We start from the raw sequence: 17837 nt of genomic DNA, 5'->3' as shown, positions 1-17837 counted from the left end.
CCGCGTGAAAGCGCGAGGCTAGTGGTAAACCCTGCCGGACCTGGCCTCCCAGCGGTGGGTCAGCTGCTCGCGGGGGAGCGCGACGGCGCGTCGCTCGAGCTTGCACGCCCCGCAGCTGACCGTCTCGCCCGCCTTGGGCGGACTGACCGCAGCGGCGGCGGTCAGACCAGCGATGGCCGTTGACCCGCCGCCTCCGCCGGCTCCATCTGCGCCTTAACCACAGATGTGGACGCCTGGCTTCTGCCCAAGATAGGCGGCACACAGCTCGTCCACAGAACGAAACAGGCGGGCGGAGCGTGAAGCGCTGGAAGCCCGGTAGACCCCCGTGGTCCCGTACTGCGACAACCAACACTGCAAAGTTCTAAGCCAACCTGCTAGACGGGTTAACTGGTCGTCTGATAACTTCACGCCACGGTGTCTTCAGCGATGAAGCGCCTCATCGACATTTCCTGCAAAGATCGGGAGAGCACATGATGAGGATTCGTTCTGCACGTCCATGGACTGTGGGGAAGCCCAGTCGTACCGGGGTCGCTGCAGCCCTGGGGCTCACTGGCGCGCTACTGCTGACGGCGTGCTCGTCGTCCAGTGGCGGCGGTTCGCCCAGTAGTGCGGCCGCCCCGCCACCCAACTCGAGTTCAAGTTCCTCTTCCGGATTGCTGAGCAGCTCTGCAGCAGGGGCAACAGGCTCGGCTACGGCGCCGACTGACACCGGTAAGGATCTGATTTGGGCACTGAGCAACACCCCCCGCACGCTTTTCGCTCCGACCAACTATTCGACCGACAGCAACCTGGTGATGTCGCTGGTGCAAGGTCAACTGTTGACTTTTGGTACCAAGGGTCAACTACTGCCTGCCGTGGCGTCCAGCTTCAAGTCGGTCAGCGCCACTGAGTTCCAGTACACCATTGGCGCGGGTCACAAATTCTCCGATGGAAACCCGGTGACCGCCGAGGACGTCGCATACTCGCTGAACTTGCAGCTCGACCCCAAGGTGGCCTCCCAAGAGGCCTCCCTGATGTCGAACGTCAAATCAGTGACGGCCGCGGGCAGCGTCGTCACGGTGACCCTGAGCCAGCCGGACGCTCTGTGGCAGTTTCTTCCTGCGAGCCTGACCGGCTATGTCTGGGAGAGAAAGTCAGTGTCGGCCAGCCTCTCAAGCTATGGCACTCCACAGACGCTTCCGGTGGGCAGCGGGCCGTACAAGGTGTCGGAATTCGTGCCCGACTCGCACATCACTCTCGTCCGAAATCCTTATTACACCGGCGCTCAGACGCCGTTCGACAAGATTACTTTCCAGATCATCCCTGACGACCAAACCCGTCTGCTCGCACTTCAGAGCGGCAACATTCAGGGCACCTTCGATGTTCCGGCCTCCGCGTTCAAGCAGTGGTCGGCTGCCGCAACCGTGCAGTCCATTCCCGCTCTTGTTTGGCGGGGCCTCACCATGGACATGACGCAGGCGCCGTTCAACGATATCCATGTTCGCAGGGCGCTTTACTACGCCACTGACCGGGCAGGCATCACGGCTGGTCTGACGCCGGGCCTTGCCACGGTCTCTTCGACCATCAACCAGCCTGCTATTTTCGCCGCTGCTCTGGATCAACCCACGATCGATGCCGGATACAAGTCCGTCGCCACCTACGATTTCGATGTGAACAAGGCGAAGGCGGAACTGGCGCAATCGTCGATGCCGAGCGGGTTCACCACTACCCTCAACGTTCCCAGTGATTCGCCGACGGTCGTCAAGATCGCCCAGGTGCTGGTTCAGGATTGGGCACAAATCGGCGTCACTCTGAAGTTGAATCTGATGGCCGGTGGGCCGCGGTTCCAGGTCATCCTTGATCACAAGCCAAACCTGGGCGTTCAGATCATCGGTAACTCCCCGGACGCGCCCGATCCTGTTGAGCTGGTGCAGCAGTATTTTTCGAGCGCCCAGGCGGTGAAGAACGGCAACAACTCTTCAAACCTGAAGGATCCGGCGGTTGATGCCCTGATCGATAAGGCTCAGTCGGCAACCGACGTCAAGAGCGCGGCGACCTACGCGCTGCAAGCACAAGCGCTGGCCTCCCAGCAAGTGCCGATTATTCCGATCAGCTGGGGTGATCAGGCGATGGCGGTGAAGAAGGGCTGGACGGCCGATGCGCCGGGGGCCTTCTTCTCGACGTCGATGTGGCTCAATGTCATTCACCCGAATTGAGCACTATCGCCAGGGCCGACGAGGTGGGGGCCACCCCGATCGCACCGATGCCCACCGGGACGGCTGCGGCAAGCCGTTCGGCTAACCTGGGCCGCGGTGAACGCCGCCGCAGATTCACCGAGCAGCTGACCGAACGTCGGACCCCCAGCGACATCGGGCTCAACCCGGCCAACGGCACTGCCGTGTTCACGGTGACCCGGATGGACGTCAGCGGAATAGCTACAAGTGTCTGGTTGACTGCCGCCGCCGGGCCGCCAATGCGAATCGTCGGTGCGGGGCCGGATACCTCCGCCTCCACACCTCGGTGGTCGCCCGACGGGAGGCGCCTTGCTGTCGCGTTGCAGCGACCTGAGACGCCATTAGAGGCACAAATCCTGATCCTGGACGATCCTTTTGACCGCAGCGTCGCGATAGGCACGGCACCCGGTCATGTCGAGGACCTGATCTGGTCTGCGGATGGGCAGCAGCTGCTGGTGGCCTGTGCTGCACCCGGGGCCGATAGCGTCGTGACGGCGGGTGCGGTCAGGTATGCCGCCCCATCCCGGCGCCACCGGCCGACGGTCACGCGGCCGGGTTCGGGTCAACGCCGGTTGTACGAGATGACCGCCACTGCTGGCTCTCGTCCGCGTTTTCTTGGCCCGCGCAGCGGCACTGTCTGGGATGTTGGACTTTGCCCGGACGGGACCATCGCAGTGATCTGGTCGGCGGATTCTTCCGAGTCCGGTTGGTACGACTCTATTGTCGGTGTACTGAACAGGCAGACCGGTGAAGTGGAGAAGGTGTATAGCCCGCAATGGCAGCTTTCCCCGATGGCGACTTCACCCTCGGGCGGCCGGGTCGCAGTCGTAGAAGGATGGTCCAGCGACCGCGGCCGGGTGTGCGGAGACATCCGGATTGTCGATCTCGACTCGGCCGCGGTAGACCAGCTGCCGTGGTTCGGTGTCGATGTCGTCTCGGTCGAGTGGCGCACCGAGGACAGCTTGTGGTTCACCGGGTGGAGCGGAATGCAGGCGACCTGGGGCTGGGTGGCCGCGGACGGCTCCATAGGGTTGCTGCGCCACGATGACATCCAGCCGGGCACGATGGCCTTCCCGCGTTGTAGCGCACCGGCCGAACCACTGGTCTGGGCCGCCAGCGCGCCCTTGGATAGCACGTCCCCGGAAATTGTCGTCGGAGACCCGAGAGATGAGTCGCCTCATATGATCTCGGTCACCAGGCTGTCCCGCGGCCATATCGCACAGCTCGAACTGGCCAACACTCGACAACTGAGCTGGACCGCGGCAGACGGACTGCAAATAGATGGCCTCCTGGCCACCCCGGCCGTCGCCGGTACCGGCCCCGCACCGCTTGTCATCTACGCCCACGGGGGCCCGGCCGGGCTGTGGAATGTCGCGGTGCCGATAGAAGTCCGCTTTTTGGTTGATGCGGGATTTGCAGTCCTACTGCCGAATCCGCGCGGCAGTGTCGGCCGCGGCCAAGATTTCGCCAGGGCCAACCTCGGTGATGCCGGCGGCGCGGAGCTCACCGATCTCGTTGGCGGCATCGACGCCTGCGCCAAGGTTGACGGGGTTGATGTCGGCAGAGTCGGAATTGTCGGCGGCAGCTACGGCGGCTACCTGGCTGCCTGCGCCGCCGCTATGACCGACCGCTTCGCCTGCGCAGTCATGATGTTCGGACACCCCGACCTGCTCAGTGCCCGCTACGGCAGCAACAACCCGGCGTTCTACGACAAGCTTATGTTGGGTGCACCCGCCTCCGGTAACGCGACGGCGTTCGTCGAGCGGTCGCCGATCATCCACGTCACCACCGCCACCGCCCCAACCCTGCTCCTCCATGGCGCCGAAGATCGCTGCAGCCCACTTGGCCAGGCGGAAGAGATGTACCGCGCGTTGATCGACTGCCAGATCGATACCAAGCTGGTGGTGTACCCAGAGGAAGGGCATGGTTTGCACAGCGTCAAGGCCCGCAGCGACTGCTGGGCCCGGGCCGCCGACTGGCTCGGCCTCTACCTTGGGCTCGAACAGCCGTGAGAGGCAGAGGCATCGGCGGGTACATGCTGCGCCGGCTGCTCATGCTGATCCCGTTAGCCCTGGCCGTCAGCATCGTGGTCTTCCTGCTGCTCTCGCTGGTGCCGGGTGGACCGGTGGCTGCGCTCATCGGCGAACACGCCACCAACACCGCGACAGTCCAAGCACTGCAGGTGAAGTACCACCTGAACGACCCGCTGTACCTGAGGTACATCTACTGGCTGCGGGATGTGTTGCACGGGGATCTCGGGCAATCCATCTTCACCTCGCAGCCGGTACTGACCGCCATCGGCGACAGGGTTGGCGTCACGTTGACCCTCAACGTTGTCGGCATCATCCTCACTTTGCTGATCGGCGTGACAACCGGAACCATCGCTGCCGTGCGTCGCGGCCGGCTACTGGATCGGATGGTGGTGGCGATCACGACGGTCCTGAGTAGTTCTCCACCGTTCGTCATCGCCATCATCGCCCTCTACCTCTTCGCCCTGAAGTTCGGCATCTTCCCGATCTTCGGTCTTGGTGACGGCTCGACCCTTGATTGGCTCTGGCATCTCACCCTGCCGGCCATGGTGATGGCGATCGGTCCGTTGGCGTTCATCACCAAGATCACCCGAGCCTCCATGCTCGATCAACTCGACCGAGACCACGTCTCGTTCGCAAGAGCCCGCGGACTGTCCGAACTGCGGATCGTCGTCCGATACGGACTGCGCAATGCGCTGATCCCGATCATCACCGCATCCGGTCTGCTGCTGATCGGCCTGCTGACCGGGACCGTCTTCGTCGAATCGGTCTTTGCGATTCCCGGTCTCGGCGGGCTACTGGTGACTGCCATCAACAACTCCGATATCCCGGTGATCCAGGGAATCGTGTTGATCGTGGCGATCTGGATAATTCTGGCAAATATTGGCATCGACTTGTTGTATGCCGTAGTGGATCCGCGGGTCAGTTTCGGACGAGGGAAATCATGACACTCACTGCCACCGGCGTATTGACGACCCGGCGACGCCGCAGACGACGCCGCACACCCCTGACCATCGGGGTCGCCCTGTTCCTTCTATTTCTCATGCTCGTGGCTGCGGTGATCGGGCGAACGCTGCTCCATACCTCGCCCGACACGCAGAATCTATTGGCTGTGAGCCAGGCCCCCTCTGGTGCGCACTGGTTCGGGACTGACGAAATCGGCCGAGATGTCTTTTCCCGGGTCATCGCCGGCGCAAGGCCGGCGATGATCGGGCCTGTGATCATCGCGTTCAGCGGGCTGGTGATCTCGGTTCTCGTCGGGATTCTCGCCGGCTACGTCGGTGGTGTGACAGATAGCGTGATCATGCGGACCGTCGATTTCATCTTCTCGCTCCCGGGCCTTTTGCTGACCATCGTCGTGGTCGCCGTGACCGGCGGTGGGTACTGGATGGCGATTGTGGTGCTCAGTGTCCTCAATGCGCAAGGCGACATCCGTATCGTCCGCGGTGTCGCGCTGGAACAGCGGGCCTTGCCCTATGTGGAAGCAGCCCGCACCGTCGGCGTTCCGCGTTGGCGAATCATGTACCGACACATTTTCCCCAATATCGCCCCCGTGCTCGTGGCCGATTTCGCCGTCGATTTCGCAGGTGCACTGGTAGCGCTGTCCGGACTGGCCTTCCTCGGGCTTGGCTCGCAACCGGGTACTGCCGAATGGGGGCGAATGCTGACCGACGGTCAGGCGTTGCTGTTCGACAATCCGATGGCCGCCATTGCCCCGGGGTTGGCCATCGTCGTCCTGGCAGTCTCGGTCAATCTGATCGGCGACTGGATGTACGAGCGGTATTCCAACCGTGATTTGAGATCACTGTGAGCAGCACGCAGGCAAACAGGCCCGGTTACCCGGGGAAGGCCGCCGCATCAGTGACTTCCGGCTCGCAGATGTTACTGTCAGTAACTGGACTGACGGTGAAACACGCCGCCCGCAAGGGTGATCGCACCATTCTTTCTGGAGTCGACCTGACGGTCGGAACCGGTGAGACGATTGGAATCGTCGGTGAATCCGGCAGTGGCAAGTCAATGTTGGCCAAGGCGGTCATGCGGTTGCTGCCCAGAGACGTCCATGCCAACGGCCAGGTCTACTTCGACGGGCAAGACGTGCTGGCAGCGTCCGATCGTCAAGCCGGCGCGCTGCGCGGGGGGCAGATGACGTTGCTCTACCAAGACCCGTTCACCATGCTCAATCCGCTGCTGAGCGCCGGCGGCCACGTCGTGGAGGCGCTGCGGGCGGGTCGGGGTCGGGAATTCCGGCCCTCTCGCCGTGAGGCCGTCATCGACGCCCAGCGGCGGATGACCGAGGTCGGGATCGCTGATTCTGATGTGTTGCATCGCTACCCGTTTCAGCTCTCGGGTGGGATGCGACAGCGCGTGGCGCTGGCGACCGCATTGGCCCGGGACCCGCGGTTGCTGGTCGCCGATGAACCGTCGACGGCACTGGATGTCACCACCCAGGCAGAAATCCTGGCACTGCTGAAGTCGGTGCAAAGGGCGCGGTCCATGGGTTTGGTCCTGATCACTCACGACCTGCGGGTGGCGTTCTCGGTGTGTGACCGCATCTACGTGCTGTACGCGGGTTCGCTGATGGAGGTCGGCAAGGCGCAGGATCTGGAGCGCCAGCCGCTGCACCCCTACACACAGGGCCTGCTGCTGTCAGAACCGGCGGTCGACCGGAAGCTGGCCGTCATGGCCGCGATCGGGGGTTCGGTTCCAGCGCCGGACGACGTCGCGGGGCAATGTGTCTTCGCACCACGCTGTGAATTCGTTCGTGACGTCTGTGTCGCAGGCACCCCCTTACTGCGGGAGATCGGCGGCCGACTCAGCGCCTGCGTCCGGACTGATGAGATCAGCAGTGAACTTGCCGCGCGACGGGCGGTCTCCGGCGCTACTGCGGCCCCGGCGGACGCATCGGCGCAGATTGCACCCCTGCTGACGGTCAAAGATCTGGTGAAGGTCTTCAGCGGCCACCGCGGCCGGCACACCCGCGCCCTGGACGGCGTCAGCATCACGGTGGGCCGTAACGAAAGTGTCGGTCTGGTGGGTGAATCCGGGTCCGGTAAGACCACTATCGGCCGGTGCGTGGTGGGTCTGGAAACACCGACCTCAGGTGCCATCTCGTTGAACGGTTTGGCCGCCAACGACTACTCCAAAGTGACGGCCGGCGTTCGGCGCGAACTGCGCAAAACGGCGCAGATCATCTTCCAAGATCCATATTCTTCGCTCGACCCTAAGCAGAGTGTGGGATCAGCCCTGCTGGAGACCCTAAGGGTCAACGGCGCCGGCCGGGATATGGCGCGCCAGCGGGTCGGCGAACTGCTGGCAGACGTGGGACTCCCGGCGGACTACGGCTCGCGGATGCCAGCAGCACTTTCGGGTGGCGAGCGGCAGCGGGTGGCCATCGCCAGAGCGCTGGCCGTCGATCCAGCCCTGATAGTCTGTGATGAGCCCGTGTCGGCGCTGGACGTCTCCGTGCAGGCGCAGATCTTGACGCTGCTACAGGACATCCGCGGACGGACCGGCGTGAGCTATCTGTTCATCACCCACGACCTGGCGGTGGTCCGTCAGGTCGCCGACCGCGTCTACGTCCTGCACCGTGGCGCGATTGTCGAGCAGGGCAAAGTCGACGACGTGATGGACCGTCCGAAACATGATTACACCAGGCGACTGCTCGACTCGATTCCTACGTCGGCAACCTTCTCCGACCGGTCGGTCACTCAACCTGCGGCCACACCGCCACCAGCCACAACACCACCCATCGAGGATGTGATCGACCGATGAACAAAAGCTTAGGCAACACCGGCTGTTGTCGTGGTTTCGCGGGCCGCGGAGTTGGCCAGATGCTCGACCATCGCTTGCCGGGACCGCGGCGCCGAGCCACTGCGGATGGACTCGAGGATGTTCCAGTGCTCCATCACAGCGTTGTTCATACCCACCGGCTGCTGCTGCCGGTGGACACCGATCTCTCGCGCGGCCAGCAACAGCGGATGCAGGAGCCCGAACAAGCTGACGATCAGGTGGTTGGCGCTCGCGCGGAGGATCTCGTCATGAAACTCTACGTCGAGACGGATGAAGACATCTGTGTCGCCCGTAGCAGCTTGCATCGCCTCGATCAGTTCGGACATCCGATCCAGATCCTCGTCGCTACCTCGCTCCGCGGCGAAGCCGGACGCCTGCACCTCGATAACAGTGCGCAGTTCCAACACCTCGGACAACACATCGCCGATGGCTCCGGTGTCCCGGCGGGCCTGCACCACCTCGGTGGCGAAGTTGTTCCAGCTGGTCGAGGCCAACACCACGGTGCCCTGACCCTGTCGACTGCGGGCCATGCCGACGCCGGTCACGGCCTTCATCGCTTCCCGGACCACGGATCGGCTCACTCCGAACTCCGAGCAGAGCTGCTCCTCGGTGGGCAGCAGCTCACCCGGCGGGAAACGGCCGGACACGATGCTGCGGATCAGCTCCCGGCCGACGCGGCTGGACAGTGTTTCGTTGTTCAACGCTGTGAACACGGTGCGTGCAACCCTCCTGCAAACTCGAATCAGCCGCGGATCTTTGCTCCATCCGGGCGTGGTCTCGATCGGCGACTCACCGTCGACCCGGTTGTCATATTACCGAACAAATCGGCCGAGCCGGTGTGTGTCACATCGTGAGCACCCTGAACCTGACCGCGGAGCAACGGGCCATGCTGGCCGGCTCGGCTGGACCAGCGGTGGCCACGGCCATGCGGGTGATTGTCGGGGTCGGCGAGGTAGGCGGGGCTAAGGAACTGATCCCCATCGGATCCGCTCATATCGACTCCTGCCTCTACCACGGGCGGGCCGGGCTCGACTTCGCGGAGCAATTGGTCGGACACGGCGCAGCCGTCACAGTGCCGACCACGCTGAACGTGTCCTCATTGGACCTACTGCATCCGCGTCTGGTGCACGGTGACGCCGAAACGATGGTCAATGGGCGTCGGCTGATGGATGCCTATGTCGCGATGGGCGGCAGGCCGACCTGGACCTGCGCGCCCTACCAAGCCGACTCCCGGCCGGGCTTTGGCGAGCACGTGGCCTGGGCCGAGTCCAATGCCATCGTCTTCGCCAACTCGGTGCTCGGCGCCAGGACCGATCGGTACGGCGACTTTCTCGACATCTGCGCGGCAATCACCGGTCTAGCCCCGCTATCGGGCCTGCATCTGGATGAAAATCGTTTAGCAACAATGGTCTTCGATGTTTCGGCACTCCCGCCTCCGATGCTGCACAGCGAGATCCTGGCTGCTGTTCTGGGGTATCTGGTCGGCGCACGCTGCGGCACCGGCGTTCCAGCCATAGTTGGGCTGCCCCACCTCGATGAGGATGCGCTCAAGGCGTTCGGCGCGGCGGCCGCGTCGTCCGGTGGCGTTGGGCTGTTCCATGCAGTCGGCACTACGCCGGAGGCACCGGACCTGAAATCCGTCCTGACCGATGCGGACGCCGTCGAATGGGTGCGGCTGACCCGCCACGACCTCGCCGCGGCGCGCGCCGAGCTGATCACCGCGACGGGGGATTTGATCGATGCCGTGAGCATCGGCACTCCGCACTGCTCGCTGACGGAGCTGACCAGGCTGGCCGAATTGGTGGACGGCCGGCGGATCCATCCTGACGTCGACTTCTACGCCTGCACCGGCCGAACCGTCCTGGCCCAGGCGACCGCCGCCGGCATCAGCCAAGTCTGCGAGCAGGCTGGGGTGCAGTTCGTCACGGACACGTGCACCTACATCACCCCTGTCCTGCGTGCCGGGCATCGCACTGTGATGACGAATTCGGCGAAGTGGGCGCACTACGCGCCAGGAAATTTGGATGTCGAGGTGGTGATGGCCAGCCTCTCCGAATGCGTGACGACGGCGTGCAACGGAAAGGCGGTACGCCATGATCCTGACTGGGCCCTCAACTGACCTGCGCCCGCTGCACCCGGGTGTGGGTAGCGGCGAACTGGTGGTGCTGACCGCGCCGCTGTCGTTCTGGGGGGGCGTGGACCGCAGAACCGGGGCCATCATCGATGTGCACCATCCGCAGCACGGCGCCGGATTAGCTGGGCGAGTGCTTGCGATGCGCGCGGGCCGCGGATCCAGTTCCGGCTCCAGTGTGCTGGCCGAGGTACTGCGCAACGGCAACGGACCGGCCGCCGTCCTGCTCGCCGAGCCGGACCTCATTCTGAGCCTCGGTGTCATCGTCGCCGCCGAGACCTATGGGCTGTACTGCCCCGTGGCCGTCTTGTCAGCGTCCGTCTTCGCCCAGCTGCGCACCGGCGACTGGGCCCAGCTGTGCGCTGAGGCCGGGACCAGCGCTATCACCGCCGGCGCCGGCAACCTCCAGATCTGGCCCGCAGGCGAACCTGGCCAAACGCAGCCCATTGACGCCCACACCACATCCGCAGAAGGCGAGCGTTTCACCGCTCGAACACTTCCATCCGAGATCGAGGAGATCGCCTGATGAACGGACCGCACACCAACCCGACCGGCCAGCCCCTGCAGGGTCTGCCCTCGCTGTATCAACAGACAGTTTCTGTTGCAGCGCTGGAGCGCCGACGTACCGCGGTTTCGACACGCATCGGTGCTGGATCGATCGCATTGCTGCAGGGCGCACCCAAGCCCTCAGGGTCAGGTCTGTTCCGGCAGACCAACGAGATGTACCACCTCAGCGGCATCGAGGTCCCGCACGCCTACCTCACCATCGCCGGGGGGACCGGCGCCTCCACCCTGTACCTGCCGCATCTGGACGAGTCGACGGCCCGGGTGCAAGGTGCCTATCTGCATTGCGACGATCCGGATCAAGTCACCGCGCTCGTCGGCGTGCAGCGCGTCCGGCCGCTGGAGACACTCGGTAGTGACCTCTCGTTCTACGTCGAACGCGCAACCCACCCGCGGCTCGTCGTCCCCCTGCGGTCGGCCGAGCTGGGAACTGAAAGCCGCGACGACGTGCTCGCCGCCGTCGGATCCGCGCTGTCTGACCCGTGGATGACGCCGATCACCAGACCGGCAGCGCTCATCCGGCGATTGCGCGGTGCCTTTCCGGAACTTCATATCGACAACCTCTCCCCCCTGTTGGACGAGTTGCGCGCGCACAAGGACATCGACGAGATCAATTTGCTGCGCCGGGCCGGTGAGCTCTGCGCAGCCGGAGTGACCGAAGCCATGAGGTCGACCGAACCAGGCCGGTATGAATACGAACTGGCCGCCACTGCCGGATTTGTGTTTGCCGCCGGCGGAGCCCGCGGTGACGGTTACCGGGCCATCGTCGCGGGCGGCACCAATGCCTGGCACGGCCACTACGGTCGGCAGAGCGGCCGGCTCGCAGACGGCGATCTGGTGCTGATGGACTTTGCGCCAGATTTTGCCTACTACACCAGCGACATCGGCCGGATGTGGCCGGTCAACGGGACGTTCTCCACCACCCAGCGTGCGCTCTACGGGTTTATCGTTCGGTATCATCGCGAACTGCTGTCCCGCATACGACCGGGTGTGCTGGCCGACGACGTCATGGACGATGTGGCCGAAGTGATGTCACCGGTTGTGGATCAGACCAACTTTACCTCGGACGTCCACCGCAGAGCGGCGCGCGGCGCGCTGGACTTTCGTGGTCACCTCTCGCATCCGGTCGGCATGAGCGTTCACGACGTAGGCGGCTACCGGGGGCGACCGTTGGAGGTAGGAACGGTGCTCTCGGTGGACCCGATGTTGTGGGTCGAACAGGAGAAGGGGTATATCCGCTGCGAGGACACCCTGGTCGTCACCGAGGACGGTTGCGAAGTCTTCACCGCCGCTGCGCCGCTGGACTGCGATGAGATCGAGGCAGTGATGAAGGAACCCGGCCTCCTACAGGCTTTCCCGACCCGCAGTTGGTCGACGGCGCAGTCGTCGCCCGTGGTGGTCGCCCAGCACGGACGGAACCGATGACGGGGCGTCGGTTGTGGTACGGATCGCCCGCCGGTGAATGGTTCGGCGCGTTACCGGTCGGCAACGGCCGACTCGGTGCCATGGTGCACGGCAGGGTCTACAAGGAACAAATTCAGCTGAATGAGGAGACAATCTGGACCCGACGGCCCAAGAACCGGAACAACCCGGAGTCCCAGGCACATCTGGCAGAAGTCCGCCGACTACTGATGGCCGGGCAGCCCAGAGACGCTCAATTTCTGGCCGAACTAGTCTCCTTCGGCACCCCGCACTGGCAAAGCGCCTATCAGACGATGGGTCAGTTCACCCTGCTCAGCCGGGACCAGCATGAGGCGCTAGCCAGTTCATATTCGCGTGAACTCGACCTGACCACGGGCATCGCGTCGGTTCAGTTCACCATCGGCAACACCCGGATCCGACGCGAGATATTTGCCAGCGCCCTCGACGACGTCATCGTGGTCAGAGTGGAGCACGACGGCCCACTGCCACTGCAACTGGGCGCCGAAATCACCCGACGCTACGACGGCGATGCTGTCGCCATCGGCAGCGACATGTTGCGCCTGTTCGGCCAAGCCGGCGCCTACGGCGTGCAGTTCGAAGCGGTCGTGCTCGCTGCGTCCGAGAGCGGGCAAGTGTCTGTCCTCGGGGACCATCTGCTGGTCAAGGGCGGGTCCGCGGTCACCTTCATCATCGCGGCCGACACCGATTTCGGCCGCGACCAGCTGACCGATCAAGCAGAGTCCGTGGCCAGAAAAGCTGCAGCGACGGGATTCGCCGTTCTTCGCGAGCGTCACATCTCCGATCATCGAGCAATGCTCAGCGGAATGTCGCTGCAACTGGGGCTCGGTGACCAGGACGAGGTTCGGGCAACCGACGTGCGACTTGCCGCGGTACGGGCCGGCGATACCGACGATGATTTGCTCGTGACTCAAATGGATCTCGGCCGCTATCTGCTGGCCGGCAGCAGCCGCCCCGGAACCCAACCGGCCAACCTCCAGGGAATCTGGAACGAGAGTTTTACGCCCGCCTGGGACAGCAAGTTCACCACCAACATCAACTTGCCGATGAATTACTGGCCGGCCGAGGTGTCACATCTGACGCACACGCACGAGCCGATGTTCGACCTGATCGACCGCGCCCGCGTAACCGGGGCGGAAACGGCGAAGGTCCACTATGGCGCCAAAGGCTTCGTAGTCCATCACAACCTTGATTTGTGGGCCGATACCGCGCCACTGGACAACGTCTACTGCGGGCTGTGGCCCACCGGCGCTGCGTGGTTGGTCTGGCATCTGTGGCAACGATTCGAGTTCTCACTTGACGAGACATTCTTGCTGAAGCGAACGTATCCAGCAATGCGCGAGGCAGCGGAATTCCTGCTCGACCTTGCCGTCACCGACGACCAAGGACGATTGCTGATCGGGCCGTCCGTCTCACCCGAGAACGCCTATGTCGACACCGATGGCGTGCGGATCGCGCTGTGCATGAGCCCGGCGCTGGACAACCAACTTGCCACCTGGCTGTTCAGCCGCACACTTCAGGCCGCTCTCATCCTCGAAGACAGCGACGAGTTGACTGAACGCATCGGTCGCGCTTTACCTACCGTGCCGCCGCCGGCAGTGGGACAACACGGGCAGTTGCTCGAGTGGCTGGAGGATTATCAGGAAATAGAACCCGGACACCGGCATTACTCCCACCTGTTCGGGATATACCCCGACGACCAGTTACTGGCCGATCCCGCGCTGGTCGCAGCCGCCCGGGTCTCCTTGGAACGCCGGCTGGCAGCCGGCGGTGGCGCTTCAGGCTGGAGCCTGGCCTGGGTAGCCTGCCTGTGGGCCCGCTTCGGAGAAGGGGATCTCGCCAGGGATGCGTTGTACAGGTTGCTGCGCGAGCGGACGGTCGACAACCTGTTCGACACCCACCCGCCACAGGGTACCAACCCGCTGACCACCTTCCAGATCGATGGCAATCTGGGCATGGTCGCGGCCATCGCCGAAATGCTGCTGCAATCGCACAGCGGCACCCTCCGATTCCTTCCAGCCCTACCCACCGCCTGGCCGCAGGGTGAAGTACATGGCCTGCGCGCCCGCGGCGGATTCGAAGTCGACCTCACCTGGTCACGCGGCCAGCTGGACCGCGCGCGCATCAGTTCGGCCGGTGGGCGTACCTGCTCAATCGGATCGCCGGAACCACTCACCATCACCAGCGACGGTGTCGCCATAGCCACCGAACATGCTGCCGGTGTCACCCAATTCCCCACCTCGGCTGGGTCAACGTACATTATCCAAACCTAAACACACATGGACCACAGATGTGGACACCCCGGTCCGGGCCACGAACTGGGCAATCATGGACGAGTTTTCAACGCTACTCAGACTGAACCGCCCCAGGTTCTGTACCGCACCTATACGGGTTGCTGCTCTCGGTTGAGTGCAGCGTAGTAGGCCTGCTCATGTTCGGCGGGTGGGACCGTGTCAAGGCTGGAGTGCAGCCGGCGGTTGTTGTACCAATCGACCCACCCCGGCGGTGGCGTACTCGACGTCGCCGATGGTCCGGTACGGGCCACGGTGGAATACTTGGAGGAATAATCAAGACCTGTGGATGTGCGCCATGAGGTGCTGTTTGTGCGAGTGGAGGTGAGAGACCTCGGGTTCCCCTGGTCTGGTGGACATCCGAAGCGGGCTCCCTGGTGGGCCGGCTGGGAGGATGTGTTTCATGGCAAGGACACGGAGGTCGTTCACTGCGGAGTACCGGGTGGAGGCAGCGCACCGGGTGATCGATACCGGTCGGACGGTTGCTGAGGTGGCCCGAGATTTGGGGGTCGGTGAGCAGTTGTTGGGGCGGTGGGTTCGTGATGAACGGATTCGGCAGGGTGAGCCGCCCGCCGTTTTCCGGACTGTAGAACGGTGACTACTACGCTGCGGAGTTGTTGGCCAACCACCATTGCTCTGCTTCGTTGGGCGTAATGTATCCCAGCGCCGAGTGCAACCGAACCTGATTGTATCTTAATTCAATGTACCGCGTGATGTCCATCTCCGCCTGTTCACGGGTCGGATAACTAGTACGATTCACCCTTTCCACTTTCAGTGTGCCGTTGAATGATTCTGCCCAAGCATTGTCATAACACACACCAGTTCGTCCTACCGACCGACGAACTTTGAGGTGGGTAGTGAGGTCAGCGAAGTCCTGAGAGCAGTACTGGCTTCCGCGGTCACTGTGAAATATGCTGACATCGGGAACAATCCTGACATTACGTGCGGCCATTTTCAGAGCGTCAACCACCAGCGATGCCCGCATGTGATCTGCCATTGCGTAGCCGACGACTTTCTTCGTAGCGCAGTCCAGCACGGTCGCCAAGTACAGCCAGCCCTCCCAGGTCGGGATATAGGTGATGTCACCGACCAGCTTCGTACCCGGCACGACCGCGTTGAAGTGCCGTTTTACCAGGTCAGGGGTCTGACCGGTGTCGCCGGCGATGGTAGTGACCGGCCGAAACGGACGGGGCTGGCATGGCACCAGGTCGAGCTCCCGCATGATCTGCCGGACCGTGTCGTCATCAGCCCAATAGCCCGATCGCAGCAGGTCAGCGTGTACCCGACGGTAGCCGTAGGTCCCATCGGAGGCCTCGAACAACGCCGTGATCAGCCGAGCAAGATGGGTGCGGCGCCGGCTGGTGTAGGACGGCCCGCGACCCTTCCACTCGTAGAAGCCGGACTTCGACACCTTCGCCCAGCGGAACATCAGGTGCAGCGGGTAGTGGCCTTCTTCACTCGCAATGAATGCATACTTTCTGCTCACTGCGATTTCTTGGCGAAGAAGGCCGTTGCTTTTCCCAGAAATTCGTTCTCCATACGAAGCTCACGCACTTCTTTCTCCAACGCCTTCAGCTTCGCCCGCTCCGACACGGTCAGTTCCTGCGTGTCGCCGCCGTGACGCTCGCGATGGGCCGCCACCCAGTTCCGCAGGGTCTGCTCCACCAAGCCCAGTTCGCGAGCAACGTCAGCGATGGGCCGAGATTTGTCGGTCACCTCCCGCACGGCCGTATCCCGAAACTCCGGGGTGTACTTGCCTCGAAACTTGCTCACCATTTCTCCGATCCTTTCCGGCGATTCTACTTGGGGGTCCAAGTCCGGGAAGTACCGGGCTGCTCAGGGTGCCGCGGAGGCGGCCCCGGTCGAGGAAGAGTTGACCGAAACGGAACGGGCCGAATTAGCTCGGTTGCGTCGGCGCATCGCCGAACAGGACAGAAAACTGCAGGACCAGGCGGAGGATGTTGCATTCTTAAAAAAAGCCTCGGCGTACTTTGCCGCGATGCAACCGAAGTGACCTACTTCGAGTTCATCGCAGCGGAGTGCGCGAGCATCGATTCCGGTGTTGGTTCCAACAAGTCGGTGATGTTCCGGAATTTATCGGTGTCACCGTCGGGGTTTTATGCCTGGTGCCGGCGGGCGACCGGTCAGGGCCCGTCCGCGGCCACCGTGCGGCGGGCCGATCTGTTGGTGAAGATCATGGCGATCCACCGGGACTCGGACCGGACCTACGGTGCGCCGCGGATCACCGCGGAGCTGCGGGAGGCCGGTACCTTGGTGACGGAGAAGACGGTCGCGGCGATCATGGCTGCTCACGGCATCGCCGGGATCAGTCCGCGGACGTTCAAGGTGCCCACGACGGTCGTGGACCGGTCGGCGTTCATGCCGCCGGATCTGGTGAACCGGCACTTCGATCAGGGACGAGTCGATGTGGTCTGGGCTTCGGACATCACGTATCTGACCTGCGGTGTGAATCGCCAAATTATCTGGCACCCTTTCGCCAAATTATTTGTCCTACTGGGTGCCGACGACGAGCATCTGCCGGGCGGCGTGGACGACTTCGGGTGCGATGGTGTCGAGCTCGTTGATGGCCATGACGCGGGCGATCTGGGTCATGAGCCGTTCGATGAGGCGGAAGTTTCCGCCGGTGATGGTGGTGATCGCGTTGGCCGACTCGGCATCGACCGGGTCGGCGGGGTCGTAGATGCGGCCGAGCTCCGCCCAGTAGTGCGCCAGCACGGTGGGGACATCTTCGGCGTCGATGGGCCGGTATTGGTGGGCGAAGCCAATGCGGCTGTAGAGCTGGGGGTAGCGGGCGAGCTGCCGTTCGAACCCGGGCATGCCGATGAGGATCAGTCCGACGTCATTGCGGTCGAAGAAGTCGCGGAGCTGCTCGAGCGCGTTGGTTTTGAGCCGGTCTGCCTCGTCGATGATGACCAGCTCGGTGAGGTAGGGGATGTCGACGTCCTCGTCGATGTCCGGTTGGCAGTTGGGGTTCAGGGCCCTGTTGATGTCGGCGCTGAGGGAACCGGCAAACATGTCGACCTCGAGGTTCAGTCGGCGGCCGGTGATGTGCACCAAGGGTGTGTAGAACAGGGTGCGGCTGGCGACCAGCGAGGCAGGTAGGGCGGTACGGCGGCTGTATCGGTCCCGGTCCCACTCGTCGTAGTCGTCTGCGCCGGCGTACGTGCGAGCCGACAGGGTCTTGCCAAGGCCGGGCGCGCCATAGCAGGCGCCGATGTAGCGGTGGCGGCGGACAGCGTCGGCGAACTCGACGAACCGGCGGTGCTGTTTGGTCACCTGGAACTCGACCAGCCGGCGCGGCGGGCGCGGCCGTGGAACCCACTCAATCTGTTCTGCCATGGCCCGATGCACCTTTCGC

The 17837-nt window shown here is 63.5% G+C and carries 13 protein-coding genes and 3 pseudogenes; 12 read left to right on the top strand and 4 right to left on the bottom strand.

All coding sequences use genetic code 11. From position 1 onward, the window contains the following. The first annotated feature begins 653 nt into the window (after window positions 1-653). The 5 genes from H7F38_RS01590 to H7F38_RS01570 are packed head-to-tail and all read left to right on the top strand — an operon-like array spanning window position 654 to window position 8014. The gene (locus H7F38_RS01590) at window positions 654-2195 is read left to right on the top strand and encodes an ABC transporter substrate-binding protein (RefSeq protein WP_187092568.1); all 1542 of its coding nucleotides are present in this window, start codon (window positions 654-656) and stop codon (window positions 2193-2195) included. After that, a complete protein-coding gene (locus H7F38_RS01585) occupies window positions 2192-4225 on the top strand; it encodes an alpha/beta fold hydrolase (RefSeq protein ID WP_187092567.1) in 2034 nt (677 codons plus the stop codon). Before H7F38_RS01590 ends, H7F38_RS01585 begins: the two co-directional genes overlap by 4 nt. Next, window positions 4222-5190, top strand: a complete 969-nt coding sequence (locus H7F38_RS01580) for an ABC transporter permease (protein ID WP_187092566.1) — start codon at window positions 4222-4224, stop codon at window positions 5188-5190. Before H7F38_RS01585 ends, H7F38_RS01580 begins: the two co-directional genes overlap by 4 nt. Beyond that, window positions 5187-6053, top strand: coding sequence for an ABC transporter permease (locus tag H7F38_RS01575; RefSeq protein ID WP_187092565.1), 867 nt, complete (start codon window positions 5187-5189; stop codon window positions 6051-6053). The genes H7F38_RS01580 and H7F38_RS01575 overlap by 4 nt, the downstream gene beginning before the upstream one ends. Then, window positions 6050-8014, top strand: coding sequence for an ABC transporter ATP-binding protein (locus H7F38_RS01570; protein ID WP_222618373.1), 1965 nt, complete (start codon window positions 6050-6052; stop codon window positions 8012-8014). The genes H7F38_RS01575 and H7F38_RS01570 overlap by 4 nt, the downstream gene beginning before the upstream one ends. Before the next feature lie 8 nt (window positions 8015-8022). Here H7F38_RS01570 and H7F38_RS01565 read toward each other — a convergent pair whose 3' ends face one another. Further along, window positions 8023-8745 carry a FadR/GntR family transcriptional regulator gene (locus tag H7F38_RS01565; RefSeq protein ID WP_187092564.1) on the bottom strand — a complete coding sequence of 241 codons (723 nt, stop codon included), beginning with the start codon at window positions 8743-8745 and terminating at the stop codon, window positions 8023-8025. Window positions 8746-8918: 173 nt separating this feature from the next. Here H7F38_RS01565 and H7F38_RS01560 point away from each other — a divergent pair, with 173 nt between their 5' ends. Genes H7F38_RS01560 through H7F38_RS01545 form a run of 4 tightly spaced genes read left to right on the top strand, consistent with a single transcriptional unit; the run spans window position 8919 to window position 14440 of the window. Then, window positions 8919-10151 carry an aconitase X catalytic domain-containing protein gene (locus tag H7F38_RS01560; RefSeq protein WP_187092563.1) on the top strand — a complete coding sequence of 411 codons (1233 nt, stop codon included), beginning with the start codon at window positions 8919-8921 and terminating at the stop codon, window positions 10149-10151. Further along, the gene (locus H7F38_RS01555; protein ID WP_187092562.1) at window positions 10126-10689 is read left to right on the top strand and encodes an aconitase X swivel domain-containing protein; all 564 of its coding nucleotides are present in this window, start codon (window positions 10126-10128) and stop codon (window positions 10687-10689) included. The genes H7F38_RS01560 and H7F38_RS01555 overlap by 26 nt, the downstream gene beginning before the upstream one ends. Next, complete coding sequence (locus tag H7F38_RS01550; RefSeq protein ID WP_187092561.1) at window positions 10689-12152, top strand: Xaa-Pro peptidase family protein; 1464 nt, start codon at window positions 10689-10691, stop codon at window positions 12150-12152. The genes H7F38_RS01555 and H7F38_RS01550 overlap by 1 nt, the downstream gene beginning before the upstream one ends. After that, window positions 12149-14440 carry a glycoside hydrolase N-terminal domain-containing protein gene (locus tag H7F38_RS01545; RefSeq protein WP_187092560.1) on the top strand — a complete coding sequence of 764 codons (2292 nt, stop codon included), beginning with the start codon at window positions 12149-12151 and terminating at the stop codon, window positions 14438-14440. Before H7F38_RS01550 ends, H7F38_RS01545 begins: the two co-directional genes overlap by 4 nt. Before the next feature lie 110 nt (window positions 14441-14550). Here the strand turns inward: H7F38_RS01545 and H7F38_RS01540 are convergent. Beyond that, window positions 14551-14722 (bottom strand): annotated as a pseudogene (locus tag H7F38_RS01540) (integrase core domain-containing protein); the annotation flags it as partial. Between the two features lie 130 nt (window positions 14723-14852). On the opposite strand from H7F38_RS01540, the pseudogene H7F38_RS01535 reads away from it, so the two are divergent. Continuing rightward, window positions 14853-15008, top strand: a pseudogene (locus H7F38_RS01535) (transposase); the annotation flags it as partial. 51 nt (window positions 15009-15059) lie between these two features. Here H7F38_RS01535 and H7F38_RS01530 read toward each other — a convergent pair. Further along, window positions 15060-16231 (bottom strand): IS3 family transposase gene (locus tag H7F38_RS01530; RefSeq protein WP_187094410.1). Its coding sequence is split into 2 segments (ribosomal slippage): window positions 15060-15979 and window positions 15979-16231, totalling 1173 coding nucleotides; the frame shifts between segments, so codons are not numbered across the junction. On the opposite strand from H7F38_RS01530, the gene H7F38_RS01525 reads away from it, so the two are divergent. Both H7F38_RS01525 and H7F38_RS26365 read left to right on the top strand, forming a co-directional pair. Next, window positions 16224-16472: a hypothetical protein gene (locus H7F38_RS01525; protein ID WP_187092558.1), complete on the top strand. Its 249-nt coding sequence runs from the start codon at window positions 16224-16226 to the stop codon at window positions 16470-16472. The genes H7F38_RS01530 and H7F38_RS01525 overlap by 8 nt on opposite strands. Before the next feature lie 68 nt (window positions 16473-16540). After that, window positions 16541-16735: pseudogene (locus H7F38_RS26365) on the top strand (IS3 family transposase); the annotation flags it as partial. A 234-nt stretch (window positions 16736-16969) separates the two neighbouring features. Here the strand turns inward: H7F38_RS26365 and H7F38_RS01515 are convergent. Beyond that, window positions 16970-17818, bottom strand: a complete 849-nt coding sequence (locus tag H7F38_RS01515) for an AAA family ATPase (RefSeq protein WP_187092557.1) — start codon at window positions 17816-17818, stop codon at window positions 16970-16972. Window positions 17819-17837: the final 19 nt, after the last annotated feature.

It is taken from the genome of Nakamurella sp. PAMC28650 (genome assembly GCF_014303395.1).
GTDB lineage: Bacteria > Actinomycetota > Actinomycetes > Mycobacteriales > Nakamurellaceae > Nakamurella.
Note: the sequence above shows the minus strand (reverse complement) of the source record. Positions and strands in the feature narration are given on the sequence as shown.

What these genes read in the sequence shown, in the direction of transcription:
- H7F38_RS01575 (WP_187092565.1), top strand. Translation starts at nt 5,187, where the DNA reads ATGACACTCACTGCCACCGGCGTATTGACGACCCGGCGACGCCGCAGA.
- H7F38_RS01560 (WP_187092563.1), top strand. Translation starts at nt 8,919, where the DNA reads ATGCTGGCCGGCTCGGCTGGACCAGCGGTGGCCACGGCCATGCGGGTG.
- H7F38_RS01555 (WP_187092562.1), top strand. Translation starts at nt 10,126, where the DNA reads ATGATCCTGACTGGGCCCTCAACTGACCTGCGCCCGCTGCACCCGGGT.
- H7F38_RS01550 (WP_187092561.1), top strand. Translation starts at nt 10,689, where the DNA reads ATGAACGGACCGCACACCAACCCGACCGGCCAGCCCCTGCAGGGTCTG.
- H7F38_RS01545 (WP_187092560.1), top strand. Translation starts at nt 12,149, where the DNA reads ATGACGGGGCGTCGGTTGTGGTACGGATCGCCCGCCGGTGAATGGTTC.
- H7F38_RS01515 (WP_187092557.1), bottom strand. Translation starts at nt 17,818, where the DNA reads ATGGCAGAACAGATTGAGTGGGTTCCACGGCCGCGCCCGCCGCGCCGG.